Origin of the sequence: Streptomyces sp. NPDC059201 (assembly GCF_042754585.1) — a bacterium.
Taxonomy (GTDB): domain Bacteria; phylum Actinomycetota; class Actinomycetes; order Streptomycetales; family Streptomycetaceae; genus Streptomyces.
Genome location: NZ_JBHZBB010000007.1, coordinates 46,344 through 70,556, shown reverse-complemented (window position 1 = coordinate 70,556; position 24,213 = coordinate 46,344). Strand labels below are relative to the sequence as shown.

25 protein-coding genes are annotated in these 24,213 nt (G+C 73.1%); 14 read left to right on the top strand and 11 right to left on the bottom strand.

The genetic code is table 11. The annotated features are described in order from the left end of the window. The first annotated feature begins 61 nt into the window (after positions 1 to 61). Positions 62 to 571, top strand: a complete 510-nt coding sequence (locus tag ACFXMG_RS22615) for a GbsR/MarR family transcriptional regulator (RefSeq protein WP_383816023.1) — start codon at positions 62 to 64, stop codon at positions 569 to 571. Positions 572 to 575: 4 nt separating this feature from the next. On the opposite strand, the gene ACFXMG_RS22610 is transcribed toward ACFXMG_RS22615, so the two are convergent. Beyond that, positions 576 to 1,394: a diacylglycerol kinase gene (locus ACFXMG_RS22610; RefSeq protein WP_383816026.1), complete on the bottom strand. Its 819-nt coding sequence runs from the start codon at positions 1,392 to 1,394 to the stop codon at positions 576 to 578. Between the two features lie 143 nt (positions 1,395 to 1,537). Between ACFXMG_RS22610 and ACFXMG_RS22605 the strand changes: the two genes are divergently transcribed. Next, positions 1,538 to 2,821: an adenylosuccinate synthase gene (locus ACFXMG_RS22605; protein WP_383816029.1), complete on the top strand. Its 1,284-nt coding sequence runs from the start codon at positions 1,538 to 1,540 to the stop codon at positions 2,819 to 2,821. Between the two features lie 78 nt (positions 2,822 to 2,899). Here the strand turns inward: ACFXMG_RS22605 and ACFXMG_RS22600 are convergent, their stop codons facing one another. Beyond that, positions 2,900 to 4,819 (bottom strand): serine/threonine-protein kinase, encoded by a 1,920-nt coding sequence (locus tag ACFXMG_RS22600; RefSeq protein WP_383816032.1) that lies wholly within the window; start codon positions 4,817 to 4,819, stop codon positions 2,900 to 2,902. A 60-nt stretch (positions 4,820 to 4,879) separates the two neighbouring features. Beyond that, on the bottom strand, positions 4,880 to 6,433 hold the full coding sequence (locus ACFXMG_RS22595) for a PstS family phosphate ABC transporter substrate-binding protein (RefSeq protein WP_383816034.1): 1,554 nt from the start codon (positions 6,431 to 6,433) through the stop codon (positions 4,880 to 4,882). A 214-nt stretch (positions 6,434 to 6,647) separates the two neighbouring features. Here ACFXMG_RS22595 and ACFXMG_RS22590 point away from each other — a divergent pair, with 214 nt between their 5' ends. The 3 genes from ACFXMG_RS22590 to ACFXMG_RS22580 all read left to right on the top strand — a co-directional run bounded on the left by ACFXMG_RS22590 (position 6,648) and on the right by ACFXMG_RS22580 (position 9,613). Beyond that, on the top strand, positions 6,648 to 7,589 hold the full coding sequence (locus ACFXMG_RS22590) for an NADP-dependent oxidoreductase (protein WP_383816037.1): 942 nt from the start codon (positions 6,648 to 6,650) through the stop codon (positions 7,587 to 7,589). 87 nt (positions 7,590 to 7,676) lie between these two features. Continuing rightward, positions 7,677 to 8,549: an FG-GAP repeat domain-containing protein gene (locus ACFXMG_RS22585; RefSeq protein ID WP_383816039.1), complete on the top strand. Its 873-nt coding sequence runs from the start codon at positions 7,677 to 7,679 to the stop codon at positions 8,547 to 8,549. A gap of 182 nt (positions 8,550 to 8,731) precedes the next feature. Further along, positions 8,732 to 9,613, top strand: a complete 882-nt coding sequence (locus ACFXMG_RS22580; RefSeq protein WP_383816042.1) for a glycoside hydrolase family 19 protein — start codon at positions 8,732 to 8,734, stop codon at positions 9,611 to 9,613. An 18-nt stretch (positions 9,614 to 9,631) separates the two neighbouring features. Here the strand turns inward: ACFXMG_RS22580 and ACFXMG_RS22575 are convergent, their stop codons facing one another. From ACFXMG_RS22575 to ACFXMG_RS22565, 3 genes are all read right to left on the bottom strand, one after another. Next, positions 9,632 to 10,522, bottom strand: coding sequence for a hypothetical protein (locus ACFXMG_RS22575; RefSeq protein ID WP_383816045.1), 891 nt, complete (start codon positions 10,520 to 10,522; stop codon positions 9,632 to 9,634). Between the two features lie 66 nt (positions 10,523 to 10,588). Beyond that, on the bottom strand, positions 10,589 to 11,062 hold the full coding sequence (locus tag ACFXMG_RS22570) for a MarR family winged helix-turn-helix transcriptional regulator (RefSeq protein ID WP_383816048.1): 474 nt from the start codon (positions 11,060 to 11,062) through the stop codon (positions 10,589 to 10,591). Continuing rightward, on the bottom strand, positions 11,059 to 11,652 hold the full coding sequence (locus ACFXMG_RS22565; protein ID WP_383816051.1) for a DJ-1/PfpI family protein: 594 nt from the start codon (positions 11,650 to 11,652) through the stop codon (positions 11,059 to 11,061). The genes ACFXMG_RS22570 and ACFXMG_RS22565 overlap by 4 nt, the downstream gene beginning before the upstream one ends. A gap of 224 nt (positions 11,653 to 11,876) precedes the next feature. Here ACFXMG_RS22565 and ACFXMG_RS22560 point away from each other — a divergent pair, with 224 nt between their 5' ends. Continuing rightward, complete coding sequence (locus tag ACFXMG_RS22560; RefSeq protein ID WP_383816054.1) at positions 11,877 to 13,238, top strand: aspartate aminotransferase family protein; 1,362 nt, start codon at positions 11,877 to 11,879, stop codon at positions 13,236 to 13,238. 72 nt (positions 13,239 to 13,310) lie between these two features. On the opposite strand, the gene ACFXMG_RS22555 is transcribed toward ACFXMG_RS22560, so the two are convergent. Further along, positions 13,311 to 13,547 (bottom strand): hypothetical protein, encoded by a 237-nt coding sequence (locus ACFXMG_RS22555; RefSeq protein ID WP_383816057.1) that lies wholly within the window; start codon positions 13,545 to 13,547, stop codon positions 13,311 to 13,313. Positions 13,548 to 13,809: 262 nt separating this feature from the next. Here ACFXMG_RS22555 and ACFXMG_RS22550 point away from each other — a divergent pair, with 262 nt between their 5' ends. After that, a complete protein-coding gene (locus ACFXMG_RS22550) occupies positions 13,810 to 14,523 on the top strand; it encodes a GntR family transcriptional regulator (protein WP_383816060.1) in 714 nt (237 codons plus the stop codon). Positions 14,524 to 14,635: 112 nt separating this feature from the next. After that, the gene (locus tag ACFXMG_RS22545; protein WP_383816063.1) at positions 14,636 to 15,286 is read left to right on the top strand and encodes a hypothetical protein; all 651 of its coding nucleotides are present in this window, start codon (positions 14,636 to 14,638) and stop codon (positions 15,284 to 15,286) included. 72 nt (positions 15,287 to 15,358) lie between these two features. Here the strand turns inward: ACFXMG_RS22545 and ACFXMG_RS22540 are convergent, their stop codons facing one another. Then, complete coding sequence (locus ACFXMG_RS22540; protein ID WP_383816099.1) at positions 15,359 to 16,063, bottom strand: SLATT domain-containing protein; 705 nt, start codon at positions 16,061 to 16,063, stop codon at positions 15,359 to 15,361. Positions 16,064 to 16,351: 288 nt separating this feature from the next. Here ACFXMG_RS22540 and ACFXMG_RS22535 point away from each other — a divergent pair, with 288 nt between their 5' ends. The 6 genes from ACFXMG_RS22535 (at position 16,352) to ACFXMG_RS22510 (ending at position 21,857) form a co-directional block, all read left to right on the top strand. Further along, entirely contained in the window at positions 16,352 to 16,687 is a 336-nt protein-coding gene (locus ACFXMG_RS22535; protein WP_383816066.1) for a YbaB/EbfC family nucleoid-associated protein, read from the top strand. A 58-nt stretch (positions 16,688 to 16,745) separates the two neighbouring features. Continuing rightward, the gene (gene recR, locus ACFXMG_RS22530; protein WP_383816069.1) at positions 16,746 to 17,345 is read left to right on the top strand and encodes a recombination mediator RecR; all 600 of its coding nucleotides are present in this window, start codon (positions 16,746 to 16,748) and stop codon (positions 17,343 to 17,345) included. 56 nt (positions 17,346 to 17,401) lie between these two features. Further along, the gene (locus ACFXMG_RS22525) at positions 17,402 to 18,058 is read left to right on the top strand and encodes a DUF5063 domain-containing protein (RefSeq protein WP_383816072.1); all 657 of its coding nucleotides are present in this window, start codon (positions 17,402 to 17,404) and stop codon (positions 18,056 to 18,058) included. 128 nt (positions 18,059 to 18,186) lie between these two features. Next, a complete protein-coding gene (locus ACFXMG_RS22520; protein ID WP_383816075.1) occupies positions 18,187 to 19,455 on the top strand; it encodes an aspartate kinase in 1,269 nt (422 codons plus the stop codon). 354 nt (positions 19,456 to 19,809) lie between these two features. Further along, complete coding sequence (locus ACFXMG_RS22515) at positions 19,810 to 20,553, top strand: SigE family RNA polymerase sigma factor (protein ID WP_383826882.1); 744 nt, start codon at positions 19,810 to 19,812, stop codon at positions 20,551 to 20,553. After that, positions 20,550 to 21,857 (top strand): hypothetical protein, encoded by a 1,308-nt coding sequence (locus tag ACFXMG_RS22510; protein WP_383826879.1) that lies wholly within the window; start codon positions 20,550 to 20,552, stop codon positions 21,855 to 21,857. Before ACFXMG_RS22515 ends, ACFXMG_RS22510 begins: the two co-directional genes overlap by 4 nt. Before the next feature lie 84 nt (positions 21,858 to 21,941). Here the strand turns inward: ACFXMG_RS22510 and ACFXMG_RS22505 are convergent, their stop codons facing one another. The 3 genes from ACFXMG_RS22505 to ACFXMG_RS22495 form a co-directional block, all read right to left on the bottom strand. Further along, entirely contained in the window at positions 21,942 to 22,694 is a 753-nt protein-coding gene (locus ACFXMG_RS22505; RefSeq protein WP_383826877.1) for an SURF1 family protein, read from the bottom strand. Between the two features lie 60 nt (positions 22,695 to 22,754). After that, positions 22,755 to 23,051, bottom strand: coding sequence for a DUF6191 domain-containing protein (locus ACFXMG_RS22500; protein ID WP_383826874.1), 297 nt, complete (start codon positions 23,049 to 23,051; stop codon positions 22,755 to 22,757). A gap of 82 nt (positions 23,052 to 23,133) precedes the next feature. Then, positions 23,134 to 24,162, bottom strand: a complete 1,029-nt coding sequence (locus ACFXMG_RS22495; RefSeq protein WP_383826871.1) for an Lrp/AsnC family transcriptional regulator — start codon at positions 24,160 to 24,162, stop codon at positions 23,134 to 23,136. Positions 24,163 to 24,213: the final 51 nt, after the last annotated feature.

Here is a 24,213-nt window from a genome sequence, read left to right as displayed (position 1 = left end):
GCTCATTTCACAAACTTGTGAAGTTAAGGAACCGTAAAAAGGAACCGTATAAAGTGGGCCCATGACCACACCCGAGGGCACCCCCGCCCGGGAGGACGCCGTCTCCCGCTTCGTGGAGCGCTTCGCCGCGGAGATGACCGAGGCCGGCATGCAGCGGATGGCCTCCCGGGTCTTCGCCGCCCTGCTCGCCTCCGAGACCGCCTCGCTCACCTCGGCGGAGCTCGCCGAGCAGCTCCGGATCAGCCCGGCCGCCGTCTCCGGCGCGATCCGCTACCTCACCCAGGTCGGCATGGTCGCCCGCGAACGCGAACCGGGCACCCGGCGCGAGCGCTACGTGCTCCACAACGAGATCTGGTACGAGACCTTCACCCGCCGCGACCAGGTCCTCCTCCGCTGGGAGAAGGTCCTCCGCGACGGCTCCGGCACCCTCGGCCCCGACACGGCGGCCGGCGCCCGCACCGCCGAGACCGCCGACTTCTTCGCCTTCCTCCAGGAAGAGATGACCACCCTCATGGACCGCTGGCGCGAGCGAAGGGCGAACGCCGCCCCTCAGGAACCGTCCGCGCGCTGAGGCGTCAGCCCCCGGCCCGCGGAGCCGGCTCCCGGGGCAGGGTCAGGCCCCAGCCGGCCGTGCGGACCGTCCAGGTGCGGCGGCGGACCGGGCCCGCCACGCGGCCGTCGGCCCGGTAGCGGAAGTCGGGGCCGGAGACGGTGAGGGTGGCGGCCGCGGCGTGGCGGGGTGGGGCGGCGGCCGGGTGGACGGTCACGTCCGCCGTGCCGTCGCCGCTGTCCGCCGGGCGGGCCGTCACCGCCGTCACCGGCGCGTCCATGTCGGCCAGCAGCACCCCGTCCGCCTCCACCCGCAGCCGGTGCACCAGCACCGAGGGGACCGGCGGCGCGGGGCGCACCAGCGTGCGCACCAGGGAGCGGCAGGTGCCCCAGACGGAGGGGGCGGTGCCTGCGGCGGGCACGGGCACGGCGGGCACCCGCAGATCGCCGAGGACCACCCCGTCGCTGTCGTCCACCAGCAGGTCCAGGCTCCGCACCGCCCCGTCCAGGACCGTCCGCGCGGCGGCCACCGCGCCGCGCGGCACGCCGAAGCCGAAAGCGACCTCCAGGGCGTCCGGCGGGCCGATCGGGACGAGCGCGAGCGGTGTCCGGTCCCGGTGCAGCAGGGCCACCGCGCGCAGCAGCGCCCGGTCGTCGCCGAGGACGACGGGGCGCCGGGAGCCGCGCCGGGACAGGGCCCGGGAGAATTCCTCGGGGGAGTCCGGCAGGCAGATCTTCGCCTCCGCGCCCGCGGACAGCACATCCTTCGCGATCCGCACGGACTCGCCGTCACTTCGGCGGGCGACCGGGTCGACGATGACCAGCAGCTGGTCGTGATCCGACACCTCGGTCCTTCCTCGGGTAGCATCTTTGTGCAAGAGCCCCTTGCGCTATTGCGCCAGGGGCTTCGTCTATTCCGGGGCACACCGGTGAGGCGGCGTATGCCCCCTGACCTTGGACATGCCCCACCCGGAAGGGGTGTACGCCTGTGCCCGCACTTGTGCTGCTCGGTGCTCAGTGGGGTGACGAGGGCAAGGGAAAGGCCACCGACCTCCTCGGTGGATCCGTGGACTACGTGGTGCGTTACCAGGGCGGCAACAATGCCGGCCACACGGTCGTCGTAGGCGACCAGAAGTACGCGCTCCACCTCCTCCCTTCCGGAATCCTCTCCCCGGGGTGCACCCCGGTGATCGGGAACGGTGTCGTCGTCGACCCTGCGGTCCTGCTCTCCGAGCTGAGCGGACTCAACGACCGCGGCGTCGACACGTCGAAGCTCCTGATCAGCGGCAACGCCCATCTGATCACCCCGTACAACGTCACCCTCGACAAGGTGACGGAACGGTTCCTCGGCAAGCGCAAGATCGGTACCACCGGTCGCGGCATCGGCCCCACCTACGCCGACAAGATCAACCGCACCGGCATCCGGGTCCAGGACCTCTACGACGAGTCCATCCTGGAGCAGAAGGTCGAGGCGGCCCTGGAGCAGAAGAACCAGCTCCTCGCCAAGGTCTTCAACCGCCGCGCCATCGAGTCCGGCCGCATCGTCGAGGAGATGCTCCAGTACGCGGAGCAGATCAAGCCGTACGTCGCCGACACGACGCTGATCCTCAACAACGCCATCGACGAGGGCAAGGTCGTCCTCTTCGAGGGCGGCCAGGGCACCCTCCTGGACGTCGACCACGGCACGTACCCCTTCGTCACCTCGTCGAACCCGACCGCCGGCGGTGCCTGCACCGGCGCGGGCGTCGGCCCGACGAAGATCAGCCGCGTCATCGGCATCCTGAAGGCGTACACGACCCGCGTCGGCGCCGGCCCGTTCCCGACCGAGCTCTTCGACGCGGACGGCGAGGCGCTGCGCCGCATCGGCGGCGAGCGGGGCGTCACCACCGGCCGTGACCGCCGCTGCGGCTGGTTCGACGCGGTCATCGCCCGCTACGCCACCCGCGTGAACGGCCTGACGGACTTCTTCCTCACCAAGCTGGACGTCCTGACCGGCTGGGAGGAGATCCCCGTCTGCGTCGCGTACGAGATCGACGGCAAGCGCGTCGAGGAGCTCCCGTACTCCCAGACCGACTTCCACCACGCGAAGCCGATCTACGAGACCCTGCCCGGCTGGTCGGAGGACATCACGAAGGCCAAGACCTTCGCGGACCTCCCGAAGAACGCGCAGAACTACGTGAAGGCGCTGGAGGAGATGTCCGGCGCCCCGATCTCCGCCATCGGCGTCGGCCCCGGCCGCACCGAGACCATCGAGATCAACTCCTTCCTGTAGGCGGTCCGCGGGATCCCGTACGAAGGGCCCGCACCCGGTTCGACCGGGTGCGGGCCCTTCGCGCTTCCCACCGGGCCATCAGTCCTGGCGGTAGTACTCGCCCGGCTCCGTGTCCGTCATCGGGTAGACCTGGAGGATCTCCTCGCCCTTGTACGTGGTCAGGAGCAGGTAGCTGCCGACGTCCTCCAGCTGGCACTCCGCGTCCGAGCCGGGGGCGGCGGTCTGCGGGCCGAGGACGAGCGGGTGGCCGGTGCCGGCGAGGATCGCGGTCCAGGTGCAGTTGACCGAGTCGGAGAGGGTGTTGCCCTCCTCGTCGGTGCGCGGGTAGACGCTCAGCGAGCGGAAGACGGCCGCGCCGACCGGGCCCTGGGTGAGCGTCACCTCGTCGGTGAAGCGGTCCGCGGCCGGGCCCTCGACCAGCGGGCGCGCCTTCCAGCGGCCGAGGTACTTCGCGGGCAGGATCTGCGAGCCGGTGCGGGCCTTGCGGAAGGTGGCCTCCGCGGCGCCCGAGGTCCATTCGACGACCTCGGGGGAGCGCAGGGTGAGGGTCTGGTGGGCGGCCGCCATGCACCGCTGGGCGGGCACGCTGGTCGTCACGTCGGACTCGCCGAGGACCACCTTGTCCTCGTCGGCGGAGACCAGCCGCGAGCGGCCCATGCACAGGCGCCCGTCGCCGACGTGCGTGTAGACGGCGGTCTTGGTGCCGACCGCGCCCTGGACGAGCTCGATGCGGACGGTCTCGCGGGGGTGCTCCTCGGTGCCCCGCAGGACGCCCTCCCACGCGCCGAGGAAGACGGCCGGCACGGCCCCGGCGGGCCGCGTGACCGACGACGAGCCGGAGCCGCCGCCCCGGCCGTCCGCCGGGGTGCCGCCGCCCGGCCCGCCGAACGGCCAGAGGGCGTAGCCGACGCCCGCCGCCGCCGCGACGGCCGCCGTCGTCAGCGCGGCCGTCAGCACCCGCCGCCGGGACCGGGAGCGCGGCGGCTCGGGCGCAGGGTCCGTGGGGGGTGCGGAGGGGCCGGGCGTCGGGTCGCCGGGCGCCGAGCCGCCCGCCGTACGGTCCGGGGCGTACGTGCCTCCGGCGCCGGGCGCGGCCGTCGCGTCGCCGGTGCTCTCCGCCTCCAGGAGCCGCGCCGCGTGCCGCCCGAGGCGGGCCAGGACGTCGGCGGGCAGCCACGGGTCGGCGACCGGCAGCGTCTCGGCGATCTCGGCCGCCGTCGGCCGGGCCGCCGGGTCCTTGGCGAGGCAGGCCCGGATCAGCCCGGTCAGCGCGGGCGCCACGTCCGTCAGGTCCGGCTCGTCGTGGGCGATCCGGAACATCAGCGCGTGGACGCCGCTGTCCGAGGTGCCGAACGGGGAGCGGCCGGTCGCCGCGTAGGCGAGGACCGAGCCCAGGCAGAAGACGTCGGAGGCCGGGCCCAGCTTCTCGCCGCGCACCTGCTCGGGCGACATGAAGCCGGGCGAGCCGACGACCGCGCCGGTGCTGGTGAGGCCGCCGTCGGTGACGGTGTCGACGGCGCGGGCGATGCCGAAGTCGATGATCCGGGGCCCGTCGACGGTCAGCAGCACGTTGGACGGCTTGAGGTCGCGGTGGACGAGCCCGGCCCGGTGGATGTGGTCGAGTGCCTGGCCCAGGCCGGCGGCCAGGGACCGTACCGTCGAGGACGGCAGCGGCCCGTACTCGTCGCCGACGACCGTCCGCAGCGACGGCCCCGGCACGTACCCGATGGCCACCCACGGCGAGGCGGCGTCGGTGTCGGACCCGAGGACGGGCGCGGTGCCGCTGCCGCCGACCCGCTCCAGCGCCTCGACCTCCCGGGCGAAGCGGCGCCGGAACTCCTCCTGGGCGGCCAGCTCGGCGTGCACCACCTTCACGGCGACGGTCCGCCCGCCGGCCGAACGCGCGAGGAACACCCGGCCCATGCCGCCGACCCCGAGCCGGCCGACGATACGGAACGGGCCGATGCTGACCGGGTCTTCCGCGTTCAATGGCTCCACGTGGCAAGAGGATGCCAGACCGGGCGCGGCGGCCGGGGCGCTCCGGGTCACGGTCCGGTGTCAGCCCTCCCCGCAGATCCGCAGCCCCTTCGGGGTGGCGCACGGCAGGTGCCCCCGGGCGCGCACGACGTCCTGGCCGCGCCCGCGCGCGAGGTAGGCGAGGAAGCTCGCGGTGAGGGAGTCGCTCGCCGGATCGCCCCAGGTGTAGGCGTACTCGATCTCCCGGTACGGGTACGGGGACGCGCCCAGCTCCTCCAGGACCGGGCCGCGGCCGTCGAGGGCGACGCCGTGCAGGCCCTTCGCCGTGGAGCCCGCACCGAGTTCCGCGTAGCCGATCGCCCCGGGGAGGCGGGCGACGGTGGCCAGGACCTGGTCGGTGGAGTCGAGTTCGCAGCGGACGACGCTCGCCTCCGGGTCGTCGACGGTGGCGCAGTCGCGGGAGGAGTTGGCGGGCTCGTTGCGGCCGAGGACCCGCCGCTGGAAGACCTCCCGGGTGCCGGAGCCCGCGTCCCGGCTGACGAGGAGGACGGGCAGGTCGGGGAGGGCGGCCGGCAGCCCGGGGCCCTCCAGCCGGTTCCAGCGGGCGACGTCGCCCCGGTAGAGGGCGCGGATCTGCTCCAGGGTGAGGTTCCGGACGGGGACGGCGTCGTGGACGACGACGGTGAAGAGGGAGACGGCCACCATGTGCTCGCGCAGCCGCGGGTCTCCGCCGGGCCCGTGCCCGTCGGAGAGGGCGATGACGGCGGGGGAGCCCTCGCTCTTCGCGCCCAGCTCGGCGAGGTCGCGGACGCCGGAGGTGGAGCCGTCGGCGTCGACGGTGACGGTGGCTCCCGCGCAGTCCTTCTCGTACGCCTTCGCCACCTCCCGGACGACCGGCGCGAAGGCGGTGGAGCCGGTGACGGTGAGGCTGCCGCGGGCGCAGCCGATCGGGGGCGGGGTCTGCTCGCGGACGATGATCGCGGCCAGCGCGACCACGCAGGCGGTGAGGACGACGGTGACGGTGCGGGCGGCGGGGCTGAAGCGGCCCGTCTGGTCGTCGGGGGTGGTGGAGCGGTTGCGGCGGATGGAGCCGCCGGCGACGGTGCCGTGCACCTTGATGTCGCGGTCGGCGACGGGGCCGGAGAGCTGGACGAGCAGCTTGAAGTACTGGCCGGGATCGAGGGCCACCCGGGGGACGAGGACGGCGTTGCCGGACCGGCCGAGCTTGGGGGCGCTGTCGAGGTCGTCGCGGACGGGGTTCCAGCCGGGCGGGACGGTGGCGACGACGCCCCGGACGGTCACCGCCGGGGTTCCGAAGGTGATCCGGAGGGCGTGCTCGGCGGGGCCGACGCCGTAGTCGTCGATGCTGATGTCGAGGTCGCGGTCGTTCTCGATGCGGAGCAGGACGAGGGACGCGCCCGCGGCGGCGCTGCCCAGCACCTCGCCGTCGCGGACGGTCATCACGCCGTCCCGGTCGTCGCCCTCCTTGTGCAGCGGCGTGTTCAGCTGCACGCGGTAGCCGAGGCGCTTGCGCTGTGGCTTGAAGCGGTCGATCCAGACGGCGCCGAGCGAGACGAGGACGCCGAGGAGGGCGGTGGCGACGGCGACCACGTTCTCGGCGGTTATCCACTCCATCGGGACTCCATGGCCGGGACGGTACGGACGGGTGTGCGAAGCCGGGGGCGGCCTAGCGGCCCGACACCTGGAATTCGCCGCTCGTTCAGCCCGGCCCGAGGGGCGTCCGAGAGGCCCCGGGCGGGGGTCGTCCGGGTGGCCCGGCCGGGGTTGCCCGGGTCGGACGAGCGTGGATGTAATGGCCGTGAGGGGGCCCTTCCGGAGGAGGAACCCCATGCGTGTCGTCGAAGTGACCGCCTACGGCGGACCCGAGGTCCTCAGATCCGCGCGCCGCCCGGAGCCGGACCCCGCGGACGCCCCGGGCCGGGTGCGGGTACGGCTCAAGGCCGCCGGGGTCAACCAGGCGGACCTCAAGATCCGCTCCGGCCGGTTCGCCGCCGCGCTCGGCGCCCTCGCCCCGCCCTTCGTGCTCGGCTACGACTTCGCCGGGACCCTGGTGGACCCGGCGCCCGGCCTCCCGGCGGGCACCCGCGTGGCCGGTTTCGTGCCCTGGGTGGCGGAGGAGACCGGCGCGGGGACGTACGCGGAGATGGTCCTGGTGGAGCCCGCGTGGCTGGCCCCGGTCCCGGAGGAGGTGGACTTCACGGCGGCTGCCTCGCTGCCGCTCTCCGCGCTGACCGCCGCGCAGGCGCTGGACCTGATGGTGCTGCCGGACGGCTCGACGGTGCTGGTCACCGGCGCGAGCGGGGTGGTGGGCCGGTTCGCGGTGCAGCTGGCGGCGCGGGCGGGCCACCGGGTCATCGCCCTCGGGGCCGCGGGCGACGCGCACGAGCTGCGGCTCCTCGGGGCCGAAGGGGTGGTGGAGCGCGGGGCGCCGGAGGAGGTGAGCACCGGGCTGCTCGGCCTGGCGCCTGACGGGGTGGACGGCGTCTTCGACGCGGCCCTGATCGCCGATCCGCTGCTGCCGCTCCTCAAGGACGGCGGGGTCTTCGTCTCCGCCTCCAGCGAGCGGGTGCCGGAGGGCGAGCGGGGCATCCGCGTGGACGCGGTGGTCGGCCGCCCGGACGCGGCCCGCCTGAAGGAACTCCTGGAGCTGGTCGGCACGGGCGGCCTCGCGACCCGGGTGGCGGACGTGCTGCCGCTGGAGCAGGCGGGGGAGGCGCACCGGCGCGTGGAGGCGGGGCACCGGCCGGGGCGGATCGTGCTGATGATCTGACGGCGGGAAAGCGGGTGGGTTCGGGCAACCCTGGGGGGCCTTCGCTGGTCAGAAGGGTGAAACCGAAGTGTTGCAGGGGGGAACCCGATGAAGTTCGCACGACGCAGGGCCGGATTCAGGGGGGCGCTCGTCGCCACCGCCACCGCCGTCGCGGTGGCGGCCGCGACCGGGGCGGGCTCGGCCGCCGCCGCGCCGGCTCCCGTTCCCGAGCGGGTGGTGGCGCCCGCGTTCAACCTGTACGGCGTCCACCAGCAGACCCAGGAACTGTGGGAGTGGTACCGCGACGGGCCCTACCTCCTCACCGACGGGCCCGACGGGCTCGACCACGCGGACCTCGCCGACCGCATCACCGTCGACAACACCAACAACGGCTCCGGCGACGGCACGTGGACCCTCTACAAGAACGGCCGGCTGGACTTCTCCGGCTGGGTCGGCGGCCAGTGGCGCCCGGCGAAGAACGTCGGCCGGGGCTGGAACACGTACACCACGGTCCTCTCGACCGGCACCCTCGGCGGGGCCAAGGAGGCGGACCTGATCGGCGTCGACACCGCCGGCGTGCTGTGGATCCACCTGGGTTACGCGGACGGCCGCCTCGCCCCGCGCACGCGGGTCGGCGGCGGCTGGGGCCCGTACACCCAGATCGCCGGCCAGGGCGACCTGACCGGCGACGGCAGGGCGGACATCGTCGCCCGCGACAAGACCGGCGTCCTGTGGCTGTACAAGGGCACGGGCGACTACAAGACGCCGTTCGCGGGCCGTGAGCGGATCGGCGGCGGGTGGAACGCGTACGACCGGCTGCTCTCCGTCGGCGACATCGACGCGGACGGCAAGGTCGACCTGCTGGCCCGGAAGACGACGGGCGAGCTGCTCCGCTACTCGGGCACCGGTGACGCGGCGCGCCCGTTCAAGGCGCCGGTCCAGATCAAGGGCACCGGCATGAAGGACTTCAACCTCCTCTAGCCGCAACGGACTTCGGATCGCCCTGGCCCCGTCCCCGGATCTCCGGAGTCGGGGCCGCTCCGAGCCGCCCCTCCGCGTCGACCCCGGAGGGGTTCTTCTGTCACGAGTCCTGGTCTAGACCTTGACAGGTACAGACCACTGCCGCTTCGCTGGCCTTCCCCCCACCGGAAGGACGACAGCGCATGCGACGTCTTCTCGCCCTGATCGCCGCCCTGTGTACGGCACTCGGGCTCGCGGTCCTGCTCCCCGCCACCGCCGGCGCGGCCCCCGCCTGCGTCACCGCCTGGAACTCGGGCCAGGTCTACACCGGCGGCATGACCGCCTCGCACAACGGCCGCAACTGGTACGCGAAGTGGTGGACGCAGAACGAGCGTCCCGGCGCCGCCGACGTCTGGCGCGACGAGGGCGCGTGCGGCACGGGCGGCGGCGGCAACCCCGACCCGTCCGGATTCGTGGTCACCGAGGCCCAGTTCAACCAGATGTTCCCGAACCGGAACCCCTTCTACACGTACGCCGGTCTGGTCGCCGCCAGCAAGAAGTACCCCGCCTTCGCGGGCACCGGCAGCGACACCGTGAAGAAGCAGGAGGCCGCGGCCTTCCTCGCGAACGTCTCCCACGAGACCGCCGGGCTCTACTACATCGTCGAGCAGAACACCGCCAACTACCCCCACTACTGCGACCGGAACCAGCCCTACGGCTGCCCCGCCGGCCAGGCCGCCTACTACGGCCGCGGCCCCATCCAGCTCTCCTGGAACTTCAACTACAAGGCTGCTGGTGACGCCCTCGGCATCGACCTCCTGAACAACCCCTGGCGGGTCGAGCGCGAGCCGGACATCGCCATGATGACCGGCCTCTGGTACTGGAACACCCAGAACGGCCCCGGCACGATGACCGCCCACAACGCCATGGTCAACGGCGCCGGCTTCGGCGAGACCATCCGCTCCATCAACGGCGCCCTGGAGTGCAACGGCGGCAACCCCGCCCAGGTCCAGAGCCGCATCAGCAAGTACCAGCAGTTCACCCAGATCCTCGGCGTCCCGACCGGCGCCAACCTCTCCTGCTGACTACTGACTGCCGGCAGTTCAGCTCGCCCTGACCACCCAGGTCAGGGCGAGCACCGGCGTGAACGAGGCCAGCAGCGCGGGCAGTTGGTCGAAGCTCGCCACCTGGAAGCCCAGCGCCATCGGCAGCAGCAGCACGAGTCCGGTGAACAGGACGCCGAGCGCGGGCAGATGGATCCCGGGCGAGAAGCGGCGCAGCCGGTGCAGGTCGGAGGTTTCCATGTACCCCTTCATGATCGCCCCGGCGATGATCAGCCACGGCCAGACCCAGATCGCCAGGGCGAACGAGTAGAACATCCCCATTCCGTCGATCCGGTCGTCCTCGGTGACCGGCTCGCCCGGCGAGCCCGGCGCGTAGTACACCTCCACCTCGGCCCCCGGAGCGAGCGGCTCGGGCCTGCTGAACATCTGCTCCACCACGACCTCGCGGGGCCCGGCGGTGAAGGGCACGCGCACGACGACGTCCGTGAGGTAGTACGCGTCGTTGTCCGGGCTCTCCGGCACGAGCGTCGGCTTCCCGACCGGCCGGACCACCGACACCGTGTACGCGCCGTACCCGGCCCGCTCCATCCGCTCCTCCCACTGCCCGCGCTCGGTGCTCGGCGTGAAGACCGTGAGGAAGGCGGCCATCGAGGCCAGCGGGATCCCGGCGGCGAAGACGTACGGCAGCGCGCCGTTGGGCCGCCGCGGCTTGCGCGCCGGCTCCTCGAAGAGGTCCCGGTCCCCGATCCGGTACGAGGCCACCACCCACGCGACCGCGAAGACGGCCGCGACCCCCGCGAGCACCAGCTCCGCCAGCAGCGGCGGGTACGGCGAGACCCCGGCCAGCGCACACCCCACCGCGGCGCCCGCGCTGACGACCATCCCCCACCCGCAGACCCTGGTGGCGGCGCTTCCCCCCGACGTGTACATGGCGCGCAGCATAAGCGCCGCGGATGTCCGAAAAGCCACCGGCCGCCCGGCTGCCCAACTGCCTGGCTACCCGTCCTCCGGCTCCCGCCCGGCCGCCTCCTCGACCGCCTCCAGCGCCGCCGACAGCCGCTCCAGCACCCGTACGGTCTCCTCGAAGGCGGCGGGGCCGCCGAGTGCGGCGGTCAGCCGGGCGGCCAGCTCCGCGTGGCCCGGGTCGATCCGGGCGATCGCCGCGCGGCCGGCCTCCGTGGGGGCGAGCAGCTTGGCGCGGCGGTGCGCCGGGTTGGGGGCGTAGACGGCGAGGCCGTCGCGGACGAGCAGGTCGGCGATCCGCTGGACGCTCTGCCGGGTGATGCCCATGACCCGAGCGATTCCGGCCACCGGCAGGGGCTCCGGGAGCACCGCCCCGAGCACCTGCCACCAGGCGGCGGTCAGCCCGGCGGGCTCGGCCAGCTTCTCCGAGACGGCGAGGAACTGCCCGTTGAGCCGGAAGACGCCGAGGGCGGTCCGGCTCAGGGCGTCCTGCGGGGCGCGGCTCATCCGTTCAGCTCGGCGAAGGCGGCCGGGTCGGAGTCGTGGAAGAGCCGGAACCAGGCGTCCCGCTTGCCCTCGTAGGCGCCGAGCCGGGCGAAGACCTCGCGGGCGAAGGCGACCGGCTCGGTCGGCCCGGCGGTGACGAGGTCCCCGTCGGTGACGGCGTCCGCCTCCACGTACCGCTCCGCGCCCGCGTATCCGGTCGCGGCGAGGTAGAAGGAGGCCGCGCCGGTGTGCGCCCGGGTGTCGAGCAGCCCCTCCCGGGCGAGCCCGGCGACGGCCCCGCAGATGGCGGCGACCGGCACCCCGGCGTCCAGGAAGGCGCGGGCGGCGGCGGTGAAGGGGGCGAGCTCGTCGCCCGCGTCGTACGCCTCGGCCCCGGGCAGGATCAGCAGCGCGCTGTCCTCGGGCCGCAGTTCGTCGAGCCCGAGGTCGGGCACGATCCGGATCCCCGCGATCGTGGTGACGGGCTTCCCGGCGACGGCGCCCACGGTCCGCACGGTGAACCCGTCCCGGGCGAGCCAGGCGGTGGTGTGCCCCGTCTCCCAGTCGGCGAGGGTGTCGTACACGGCGAGGTGAACGGTCTTGGAGGTCATGACAGCAGACTGCCATGACGACAGCATGCTGTCAATGAAAGCCGGGTGAGCCACCACGACGAAATCCGCAGCCCCCCACCCGGAAAGCCCCCCGGAAAGGCCCCGGAACCACCCCCGCCAGACCCCGGAACCACCCCCGGCAGAGCACAATGTCGCGTCCGGCGCGTTCTCGGTGGACAAGATGGTGATGGCCGCCCCACCTGGGGTTCCTTACCCTTCGGTGCATGACCCCTCATGTCGTACCCGACCCCCAGGCCGGCGCCGCCGTCAAGGCCGCGGACCGCGCGCACGTCTTCCACTCCTGGTCCGCCCAGGGCCTGATCGACCCGCTCGCCGTGGCCGGCGCCGAGGGGTCGTACTTCTGGGACTACGAGGGCAACCGCTACCTCGACTTCACCAGCGGCCTCGTCTACACGAACATCGGCTACCAGCACCCCAAGGTGGTCGCCGCCATCCAGGAGCAGGCCGGGAAGCTCGCGACCTTCGCGCCCGCCTTCGCCGTCGACGTCCGCTCGGAGGCCGCACGCCTCATCGCCGAGCGCACCCCCGGCGACCTGAACAAGATCTTCTTCACCAACGGCGGCGCCGAGGCCGTCGAGAACGCCGTCCGGATGGCCCGGCTGCACACCGGCCGCCACAAGGTGCTCTCCGCCTTCCGCTCGTACCACGGCGCCACCTCCACCGCGATCAACCTCACCGGCGACCCGCGCCGCTGGGCCTCCGACACCGGCTCGGCCGGCGTCGTGCGCTTCTGGGCGCCCTTCCTCTACCGCTCGGCGTTCTACGCGGAGACCGAGCAGCAGGAGTGCGAGCGCGCCCTCGCGCACCTGGAGGACACCATCGCCTTCGAGGGCCCGGGCACCATCGCCGCGCTCATCCTGGAGACCGTCCCCGGCACCGCCGGCATCATGACCCCGCCGCCCGGCTACCTCACGGGTGTCCGCGAGATCTGCGACAAGTACGGCATCGTCTTCGTCCTCGACGAGGTCATGGCCGGCTTCGGCCGCACCGGCAAGTGGTTCGCCGCCGAGCACTTCGACGTCGTGCCCGACCTGATGACCTTCGCCAAGGGCGTCAACTCCGGCTACGTGCCCCTGGGCGGCGTGGCGATCAGCGAGAAGATCGCCGCCACCTTCGAGACCCGCCCCTACCCGGGCGGCCTCACCTACTCCGGCCACCCGCTGGCCTGCGCCGCGGCCGTCGCCACCATCCACGTGATGGAGGACGAGAAGGTCGTCGAGAACGCCGCCCGCATCGGCGAGACCGTCCTCGGCCCCGGCCTGCGCGAGCTCGCCGAGCGCCACCCGTCCGTCGGCGAGGTCCGCGGCATGGGCGTCTTCTGGGCACTCGACCTGGTCAAGAACAAGGAGACCCGCGAGCCGCTCGTCCCGTACAACGCGGCCGGCGAGGCCAACGCCCCGATGGCCGCCTTCGGCGCCGCGGCGAAGAAGAACGGCCTCTGGCCCTTCGTCAACATGAACCGCACCCACGCGGTCCCCGCCTGCAACGTCACCGACGACGAGGTCAAGCAGGGCCTGGCGGCCCTCGACGCGGCCCTCACCGTCGCCGACGAGCACACCGTCTGACGCGGCGCCCCCAGGGGCGCGCGGCATGACGAGACCCCCGGCCGGACACGGCCGGGGGTCTCGCGCGTCAGGTCAGCCCCGCGGATCCTGGTCGTACGGGCTCACCCACCAGCCGTTCTCGCAGACGCGGCCCTCGGGGTCGCGGTCGCCCTCGGCGTAGTTGCCGCTGCCCGTCTTCTCGCCGTTCGGCCCGGTGAAGTAGCTCGTGTAGTAGTAGCGGCATCCGGCGGCCTGCGCGGTGGGCGCGAGGGTGACGGCGAGACCGGCCGCGCAGAGGGCCACGGCGGCGGCACGCGTGAGCGCACGCATGGGCATGTCCTTTCGTTCGTCGGACGCACGTGCTGTGCGTCCTCGGCGCGCCCATGCTGTCCATTACACAGAGTCACGGAGTGGTGCCGCGCCGCACCTGCCCGCACTTCACTCGATCGGCGACACCAAGCCCGAAACCCACCCGGCGTGACCACGCCGGCGAGTCCGGTCACCGCGCCGCGTGCGGTCCGCGGCTTCCCCTTTGGCGAATCGAGGACCAGGTCATAGAGTCTTCCGGAACCTCACGGAGGGGCCCACCCCCATGCCCGGCACGTCCGCGAACAGCGCCGTCACCCGTAGCACTCTCAGTCGGCAGATCGCGGACGCGCTCCGTGACGAAGTCCTCGCGGGGCGTCTCCAGGCCGGCCAGGAGTTCACCGTCAAGCAGATCGCCGAGCAGTACGGCGTCTCCGCCACCCCCGTCCGCGAGGCCCTCGTCGACCTCTGCGCCCAGGGGCTGCTCGACTCCGACCAGCACCGCGGCTTCCGGGTCCACCAGTTCTCGGTGGCCGACTACCGGGACATGGTCGAGGCCCGGATGCTCGTCGTCGACGGCATCTTCCGCCGCCAGACCCCGCGCCGGCGGGCCCCGCTCCCCGAGCCGGACCCCGGCATCGGGGTCGTCCTGGTGTCGATACGCCGCCGGGGCGAGGCCGCCGTCCGCGCCGCCCGCGCCGGCGACCTGGACGTCCTCATCGGCTACGACCTGCGCTACTGGCGCGAGCTGGGCCGGCTCGTCGCCCGCAACGAGCACATCGCCGAGTTCCTGTACCGGCTCCGCGTCCAGGCGTGGGTCTTCTCCGTGCCCTACCTGCGGGCCGAGCGCGAACTCCACGGCTGGCTCTGGTCCGGACACGTGGAGCTGATCGACGCCGTCACCCGCGGCGACGCCGAGGCCGCGATCGAGGTCGTACGGGCCTACAACGCGCACTCCCTGGAATGGGCCGACCGCCTGGAGGCCCGGAACACCCGGTGACCCGCCGCCGGGTTGAGGCCCCGATTCCCGGGGCAACCCTCCCACGGGTGGGCGTCGTCGGCCCCGCCGACTACCCTGGCCCTCCCCGGAACTGACGGAGAGCGAGCCTCCCTTGGCCTGTGACCTGTGGCTGGTCCCCCTCGTCGACGTGCTGTGCCACAGCCCCGACAACCCCTTCGCCGAAGACCTCGCCGCCTACGACGCCGTGCTCAGCGCCTCGGGCCTGCCGACCGTGCCCGTGTACGCGTACATGCCGGGGCTCTCCGGCGACGTCGCGCCGGTCGCGGGCTTCGACTACGAGGCCCTGCACTTCCTGCGCCGCGCCTACCTGCTGGCGATCTGCGGGCTGCCGGTCGAGCCGGTGGGCGAGCTCGGCGGGGACTACGAGCAGCTCCTGGAGATGTTCGAGGCCACCGCCCAGCAGTCCCACCTGGTCTGGCACTACGACCACGCGGGCGCCTACGTGCCGGTCGACTTCCCGGTCCCGCTCTCCAGCGACCAGCTCCTGGAGGGCGGCGGCCCGCTCGGCTCCTCGTACGGGCTGCTGCGGGAACTGGAGTTCGTCGCCCCGGCCCTCGGCATCGACCCGGCGAACCCGCCGGCCGCCCCGGCCCCGCCCGCCCGGCCCACCGAACTGGAGGAGCCCGCCGCCTCCCTGCCGTACGACGACGGCCCCTTCGCCCGGGAGCGGCACGTCTGGCTGGGGCTGCACGCGGCGGCGACCCGAAGCCTCGCCCAGGGCTCGATGATCATGCTCAGCTGAGCCCCCGGTGCCCGCCGTGCCCCCCGGTGCCCCCCGGTGCCCGCCGGCTCGGCGGGCGCCCCGGAGGCGCCCTCAGCGGGCCTCCGGGGGCCGCTGGCGCGGCATGTTCGGCCGGGTGCCCGGCGGCAGCGGGAAGCGGCCGGACGGGTACGCCGCCTCCGGCCTGGCCGGTACGACCCCGACCGACTGGAGCGCCAGCGGCGCCGGGCCCGAGCGGAACTCGATCATCCAGTCCGCGGTCTCCGCCCGTACCAGCTCCGTGACGTCCTCCGAGAAGCGGCGCAGCACCCCGAGACATCGCTCGGCGGCCTCGCTGGCGGTCCCCTCCGTGGGCCCGAGGACCTCCCGCACGCTCTCCGAGGCCCAGTCGAACTGGAGGGCCTGGAGCCGGCGCTGCACGGCCTGGGCGGTCGCCACGTCCCTTATCCAGCCGGAGGTCAGCCCGAAGTACCGGTCGCAGGCCATGCAGGCCGCGCCGAGCAGCAGCGAGAGGTAGCCCCAGCCGGCCAGGCCCGCGGCGACCCCGGTCAGGTCGAGCAGCGGCAGCGCGGCCCCGGCGGTCACGCCGAGCGCGGTGCCGACCCGCAGCGCGCGGGCGCAGCGGCGCTTCCAGACCCGGTCCGAGAGGTACCACTCGGCGGTGCGCAGGGCGCCTGCCTCGACCCACCGGTAGAGCTCGTCGAGGCGCTCCGCGGGCTCGCCCCAGTCGCCCAGGGGGAAGGGCTTCCCCGTCAGATCTCTGTGGACGTCTTCCCCGGGCTGCCCCGGCGGCTGCATCTCCGGCTGGTGGCTCACCGGGGGACTCCTCTGTTCAGCCCAGCGCTCGTGTCGCTCGTGTCCTTCTGTGACGTGCGGTGCACGTGGTGCCTGCCCTTCCTACCGCCGAATGGTGGGCGGCGGGCCCGGAATCCCGGGATTTCCGCCCACAAGAGGGTCTTGATCAGGTAGAGGAGCCCGCAGTTTCTCACTCGAAAGAGTTGTCGCGGCAGGGCGGTCCGTGACCGCGTAGGCTCGGATCACCGGTACCAGACGTGACCGGCCGAGCTTCGAAGACGAGGAGTGACCGTGATCCCCGGTGGCGGCCAGCCCAACATGCAGCAGATCCTCCAGCAGGCGCAGAAGATGCAGCAGGACCTCGCGCGCGCCCAGGAGGAGCTCGCCGCGACCGAGGTCGAGGGCCAGGCGGGCGGCGGTCTGGTGAAGGCGACCGTGACCGGCTCCGGCGAGCTGCGCGGCCTGGTCATCGACCCGAAGGCGGTCGACCCGGAGGACACGGAGACCCTGGCGGACCTGGTGGTCGCCGCGGTGAAGGCCGCGAACGACAACGCGCAGCAGCTCCAGCAGGCCAAGCTGGGCCCGCTGGCGCAGGGTCTCGGCGGAATGCCGGGCCTGGGCTTCTAGCGGACACTTCCAGCCACTACCGTAAGAAGGCAAGAGCACACCCGGAAAGGGCGTTCCGTTGTACGAAGGCGTGGTCCAGGACCTGATCGACGAGCTGGGCAGGCTGCCCGGCGTCGGTCCCAAGAGCGCGCAGCGGATCGCCTTCCACATCCTCCAGGCCGAGCCGACGGACGTGCGCCGGCTCGCGCACGCTCTCCTGGAGGTCAAGGACAAGGTCCGGTTCTGCGCGGTCTGCGGGAACGTGGCGCAGCAGGAGCTGTGCAACATCTGCCGCGACCCGCGCCGGGACCAGACGGTGATCTGTGTGGTCGAGGAGCCGAAGGACGTCGTCGCGATCGAGCGGACCCGCGAGTTCCGGGGGCGGTACCACGTCCTCGGCGGCGCGATCAGCCCGATCGAGGGCGTCGGTCCTGACGACCTGCGGATCCGGGAGCTGCTCTCCCGCCTGGCGGACGGCGCGGTCACCGAGCTGATCCTGGCGACCGACCCCAATCTGGAGGGCGAGGCCACCGCCACGTACCTGGCCCGGATGATCAAGCCCATGGGGCTGAAGGTCACCCGGCTCGCGAGCGGACTTCCCGTCGGCGGCGACCTGGAGTACGCCGACGAGGTCACGCTCGGCCGTGCCTTCGAGGGGCGGAGGCTGCTAGATGTATGACGACCGGGCGCGGGAGGACCGGGCCGGTGCCGGTGAGCTCTCAGGGAGGCTCCTCGATGTCTGACCCCACGCTCCACTCCATCACGCAGAGTCCCGACGACTTCGCGGTCCAGATCGCCGACTCCGTCGAGAGCTTCATCGTCGCCACGACCGAGGTCGCCAAGGGCGACGAGCCGGACAGCGCGGTGCCCTTCCTGCTCCTGGAGATCTCCCAGCTGCTGCTCGCGGGCGGCCGGCTCGGGGCGCACGAGGACATCCTCCCGGACGAGCGGTACGAGCCGGACACGGGCCCGGAGCCGGACGTGGACGAGCTGCGGGAGCGGTTCGCGGCCATGCTGGACCCGGTGGACGTCTTCTCCGAGGTCTTCGACCCGTACGAGCCCCGCAAGGCGCCGGTCCCGGCCCGTATCTCGGACAACCTGGCGGACATCGTCGCGGACCTGCGGCACGGTCTCGCCCACTACCGCGCCGGGCGCACCTCCGAGGCGCTGTGGTGGTGGCAGTTCTCCTACTTCTCCAACTGGGGTCCCACCGCCTCGGCCACCCTGCGCGCCCTCCAGTCCCTGGTCGCCCACGTCCGCCTCGACCAGCCGCTCGCCGCGCTGGACGGGCTCGACACCGACGAGGACCTGACCGAGGACGACCTGGCCGAGGAGGCGGGCCGGGTGATGGTCCAGGAGATCGCGGGTCCGCTGGGGATGAAGGCGCTCTAGACGGCGATGTGATCACTTCTTGAGCACGGTGTCTCAGGATGTGATAGCGGGCGGGTGTTTTTCGGTCGCTCGTTAGACTGAGCCGACCGCAGCGACAGGCTGTGGCACCGACCGAGCGAGGAGCGCACGTGGGCCTTGTCGTGCAGAAGTACGGAGGCTCCTCCGTTGCCGATGCCGAGGGCATCAAGCGCGTCGCCCAGCGGATCGTGGACGCCAAGAAGAACGGCCACCAGGTGGTCGTCGTGGTTTCCGCGATGGGCGACACGACGGACGAGCTGATCGATCTCGCCGAGCAGGTATCCCCGATCCCTGCCGGGCGTGAGTTCGACATGCTGCTGACCGCCGGAGAGCGGATCTCCATGGCCCTGCTGGCGATGGCGATCAAAAACCTGGGCCACGAGGCCCAGTCGTTCACCGGCAGCCAGGCGGGTGTCATCACCGACTCGGTCCACAACAAAGCGCGCATCATCGATGTCACGCCGGGCCGGATCCGCACCGCACTCGACGAGGGCAACATCGCCATCGTCGCCGGCTTCCAGGGCGTGTCCCAGGACAAGAAGGACATCACCACCCTGGGCCGCGGCGGCTCGGACACCACGGCCGTGGCGCTCGCCGCCGCGCTCGACGCCGAGGTGTGCGAGATCTACACCGACGTGGACGGCGTCTTCACCGCCGACCCGCGCGTGGTGAAGAAGGCGAAGAAGATCGACTGGATCTCCTTCGAGGACATGCTGGAGCTCGCCGCCTCCGGCTCCAAGGTGCTGCTGCACCGCTGCGTCGAGTACGCACGCCGCTACAACATCCCGATCCACGTCCGCTCGTCCTTCTCCGGACTCCAGGGCACGTGGGTCAGCAACGAACCGACAGGGAACAAGGTGGAGCAGGCCATCATCTCCGGTGTCGCCCACGACACCTCCGAGGCGAAGATCACCGTGGTCGGCGTGCCGGACAAGCCGGGCGAGGCCGCGGCCATCTTCCGGGCCGTCGCGGACGCCGAGATCAACATCGACATGATCGTGCAGAACGTGTCGGCGGCCTCCACCGGTCTCACCGACATCTCCTTCACCCTCCCCAAGGCCGAGGGCCGCAAGGCCATCGACGCCCTGGAGAAGGCGAAGGGCGCGATCGGCTTCGACTCGCTCCGCTACGACGACCAGATCGGCAAGATCTCCCTCGTCGGCGCCGGCATGAAGACCAACCCGGGCGTGACCGCGGACTTCTTCCGCGCCCTGTCCGACGCGGGCGTCAACATCGAGCTCATCTCGACCTCCGAGATCCGCATCTCGGTCGTCACCCGCGCCGACGACGTCAACGAGGCCGTCCGCGCCGTCCACAGCGCCTTCGGCCTGGACAGCGACTCGGACGAGGCCGTCGTCTACGGCGGCACCGGGCGCTGACCCGCCCCCGCCCGACCCGTCGCACCGACCGCGCCCGGCCGCTTCCCAGCGGCCGGGCGCGGTCGTCGTATCCGATTGTGGTGGCTTCGGAGGATCTGTGAACATCCTGTGAGCAAATCGGCGGCGGAACCCCCTTGAACTGCGGTGATGCAGTGTCGGACGATGCTCTTCCCCCTTGCTGCAACTAGTAGTTGGGCGGGGCGCGTCTCCGCGTTCACCCACGAACGTGGCGCGGAGGACGCGATGGGAACGGGGCAATGGGGGAGAACGGGTACGCATGAGGACGATCAGCTCACCGCTGAGAACGGCGGTGTCCGCGTACAACCATTCCGGGGGAACACGAGTCCAACACGCGTGGCAGACGTACTCGACATCCCCGCGCTCTCCCCGCTCCGCGGGGTACGCACGGCCGTGCTCCCCCTGCGGAGCCCCGGTGCCGTCGCCGTGCCCGGACGGGGCGCCGCGGCCCGTCCGCTCGGACGTCCGCGCTCCTTCGACGGCCCTCCGGTGACCACCGCCGTGCCCACCGAATCCCGCGCGAGCGGCGTCAGCGGCATCCCCGCGCCCCGCAAGGCCGCCGACGGCGCGGCCACGGCCGCGGGCGCCGGCACCACCGTCGGCCACCTCACCGAGACCTACCGCGCCCACTACCGGTCGCTGCTCGGCCTCGCCGCCCTCCTCCTCGACGACACGGCCTCCTGCGAGGACGTCGTCCAGGAGGCGTTCATCCGCGTCCACTCGGCCCGCCGGCGCGTCCGCGACCCCGAGAAGACCCTGGCCTACCTGCGCCAGACCGTGGTCAACCTCTCCCGGTCCGCGCTGCGCCGCCGCATACTCGGCCTCAAGCTGCTGTCCAAGCCGATGCCGGACATGGCCAGCGCCGAGGAGGGGGCGTACGACCAGCTGGAGCGCGACGCCCTCATCAAGGCGATGAAGGGCCTCCAGCGCCGCCAGCGCGAGGTCCTCGTCCTGCGCTACTTCGCCGACATGACGGAGGCCCAGGTCGCCGAGACCCTCGGGATCTCGCTCGGCTCGGTGAAGGCGTACGGTTCCCGGGGCATCGCGGCCCTGCGCGTCGTCATGGAGGCGAAGGCATGAGCCGGGAGCGGGCCGAGGGCGAGGAGCGGGACGAGCGTGCCGAGGGCGAGGAGAGGGCGGGCGAGGAGCGCCACGACCCCGACGAACGCGGCGGACGCGGCGCGGAGCAGGGACGCGTCGGACGTGACGAGCTGAGTGGACGACTGATGATGGACTTCGAGCCCGGCCGCGGCGAGGACGACGGCGAGGACGAGCTCGCGCTGCGGCAGTTGCTCCACGGCGCCGTCTCGGGCCTCGAACCGTCCACCGCGGCCCTCGACCACCTGCGCCGCGCCGTCCCCGCCCGCCGCGCCCGCAAGCGGCAGGCCCTCGTCGGCGCCGCCGCCGCCGTGGTCCTCGCCGGCACCGCCGTCCCCGCCCTCGTCCACGTCGCCGGCTCCCCGGGGCTCACCGCCGCCAACCCGGCCCTCGCCGGCCACGGCGAGCAGGCCCAGGGCGGCACCGGCTCCGAGGCCGAGACCGACGACCCGGCCGCCACCAAGGCGCCCTCCGTCAAGGTCTCGCCCACCACCGGCCCCACCCAGGGCGCCACCGACAAGGGCGAACACCGCCCCGACCCCAAGGCCGGCAGGACCGAGTCGGGCCCCACCGGCGGCCTGTCCTCGGCGCGGCGCTGCGAACGCGGCACGCTCCAGTCCGCGGGCGCCTACAACAGCGGCCCCGACGCCACCGGCGTCGTCTACGGCGGCTTCACCGTCGTCAACGCCTCCGGCAGCGCCTGCCTGGTCGAGGGCGACGGCCTTGTCGGCGTCTCGACCAGCGGCTCCGCCGACCCGGGCCGCGTCGCCGTCGTCCGGCACAGCGACGGCGACCCCGCGAGCGGCCTGCCCTCGCCGTCGTCGGAGGTCGCCTCGGTGCTGCTGGAGCCCGGCGGCTCGTACCAGGTGAAGTTCGCCTGGGTGCCGAGCGAGACCTGTCCCACCACCACCGAGGGCGGCGAGGTCACCCCGACGCCGACCGAGCCGACGCCGCCCACCCCGAGCGAGCCGACGCCGACGCCCACCGAGCCGACGCCCACCCCGAGCGAGGTGACGGCCACCCCCACCGGGGGCGGCGAGGGCACCGACCCGGGCGGGGCCGACGCGGGCGGTACGGGCACCGGCCCCGGCGGCGGCACGGGCACCGGGACCGAGACCGGCACCGGGACCGAGTCGAACGTCTCCACCCAGCTCCTGCGCGCCGAACCGGCGCAGGGCAGCGTCTCCGTCAGCCACACCGCGGAGCCCGGCGACCCGACCGTCACCACCGTCCTCACCGACGCCTGCGCGGGCACGGTCTACCGGACGGGCCTGCTCACCGGCTGAGCGCCTGTACAGGTACGGAACAGCTCACGGCACCGCACCACCGTGCGATGCCGTGAGCTGTGTGCCGTTCCGTACGCGACCCCGTCAGTGCTCGGCCGCCAGGCCCAGCGCCTCGTCGCGGGCGGCCTCCGCCTCGCGGCGCACCAGCCGGAACCACATGAAGACGACGAAGCCGCCGAAGACGAACCACTCGGCGGTGTAGCCGAGGTTCTGGAACGCCTTCGCGTCCAGCCCCGTGCCCGCCGCCGCGGCCGCCGGCACCGGCGTGAGACCGGCGGGCGAGTCGGTGAGGGTGACCCAGGCGTCGTACACGTCGTCGTCGACCACGTTCACCAGCGAGGCCGCGCTGATCATGCCCAGCTGCCCCTCGGGCAGCCCGCCGGCCGTCCGTACGCCCTTCGTGCCCTGGTTCTCGGACGCCTGGAGCGCCCCCACGGCCGTGACCTCGCCGGACGGCGGGGCCGGGACCTCCGCGCCCGCCGGCAGCCAGCCCCGGACGACCGGCAGCGACCGGCCCTCGTCCGTCCGCAGCAGCGTCAGCACGTACGCGCCGGACCTCCCGTCCAGCACGCGGTCCGGGACCAGGAACTGCTCCCCGTACCGGCCGGTGGCCTCGGCGACGCGGCCGGAGGTCTCCTTGTCCACCGGCAGCAGCGACGCCAGCGGCTCGGCCCGCTGCGTGCTCGCGTCGGGCTTGCGCTCGGCCTCCTGGTGGGAGTCGACGCGATCCTCGAACTTGCCCAGCTGCCAGGTCCCCATGAAGACGCAGAACGGGATGGCCAGCACGACGAAGAGATTGATCCCCCACCAGCGGGGGGTCCTCAGGAACCGGTACACGCCCCCCACGGTACGGGGGCGGGCCCGCGGCCCTTCCAGGAGGGCACCCGAACGCCCGCCCTAGACGGTGTCCCGCCGGAGCCGGATCACCGCGCGCCCGGAGGTCAGGTCCACCGTGGTCCGGCGCGGCGGCGCGCCGTCCTCCTCGTCGTCGCGCATCAGCAGGGCGCTCTGCCGCTCCTTCAGCTCGCTCTGCTTGCCCGGCGAGAAGGTGGCGTGCAGCTGCTCGAAGCCGGTCGACGAAACCGTGCCCCGGCGCTTCCCTCGGCCGGTCATGCGCAGGAACTGGTCGGCGAAGGCGATCACGGTCAGCAGGATGACCAGACCCGGCAGCGTCACGAACACGGCGAACCCCATGCGCCCCAGAAGACCACGCCGACCCGCCCCGCCGGAAGGGACGGACGGAGGGCGTGGGGTGCGGGAGGGCCAGCTCCCGGGCCTACGCCTCCGGGCGTATGTGGTGCATCCGGCGGCCGTCCGTGTCGAGCACCTGCGCCCCGATCTTGTACGTGCGCAGGCTGACCGCCGTCCCGGTGATCCGCAGCGCCGGGGCGGCCCGGACGAGCCCCGCCGTGACCTCGTGCAGCTCCTCGACCGAGCCCAGCCACATCGCCAGCGCCAGGTTGTGCGGCCCGGTCACCGAGGTGATGACCTGGGTGCGGCGCACCCGGGTCAGCGCCGCCACCGTCCCCGCCTCGTCCAGCGGCGCCACCTGCGCCGTCACCATGACCCACACCGGGCGCCCGGAGAAGCGCGGCGCCGGCTGACAGTGGTGGTGGAGCGCGCCGCCCGCCGACAGGACGTCCAGCCTGCGGCGTACCGTCGACTCGCTCGTGCCGCACTGGCGGGCCAGCTCGGCGGCGCTCCGGCGGGCGTCGCCGGCCAGCTCCGCGACGATCCGCCGGTCCAGGTCCGTCACCTGGGGCGCCACGCGCGCGCGTGGCCCGTCCCGCCGCTCCAGGGCGGTGACGTCGGCGAGGAGCCGGGCCTGCGTGGGGGTGAGGTGCTCGATCCGGGAGCGGTAGGGGCGGTTGTGCAGGCGGGTGACGACCTGGGTGTGGGCCCGGAGCACCCCGTGCAGCCGGCGCACCCGGCCGGTGACGTACGCGTCGAGGGCGGGCAGGTCCGGCGCGATCAGCAGCAGGATCAGGTCGGCGCCGCCGGTCACCGCGTGCACGCCGAGGGTGCCGGGGTCGCCGGCCAGCTCGATCGCGGTCGCCTCGCTGGTGTCGGCGGCGCACTCCAGCTCGACCCAGGCGTACAGCGCGGACTCGCCCCCGCGCCGGCCGATGAGCAGCGAGGCCCAGGCGTAGCCGCCGGCGCTGAGGTGTTCCCACCGGCGCGCGAGGGTGTCGGGCCCGGCGCCGAGGACGGTGGAGAGCTGGGTCCAGCTCGCCCGTGGCAGGATCTGGAGAGCGTGGATCAGCGACATGTCCGCCTCCCCCAGGACGGATTCCCCGGTACGCATTTTCCTCCTTGGCCGATCCCCGGAAAACCTTGGTCGTGGCTCCGCGAGCAC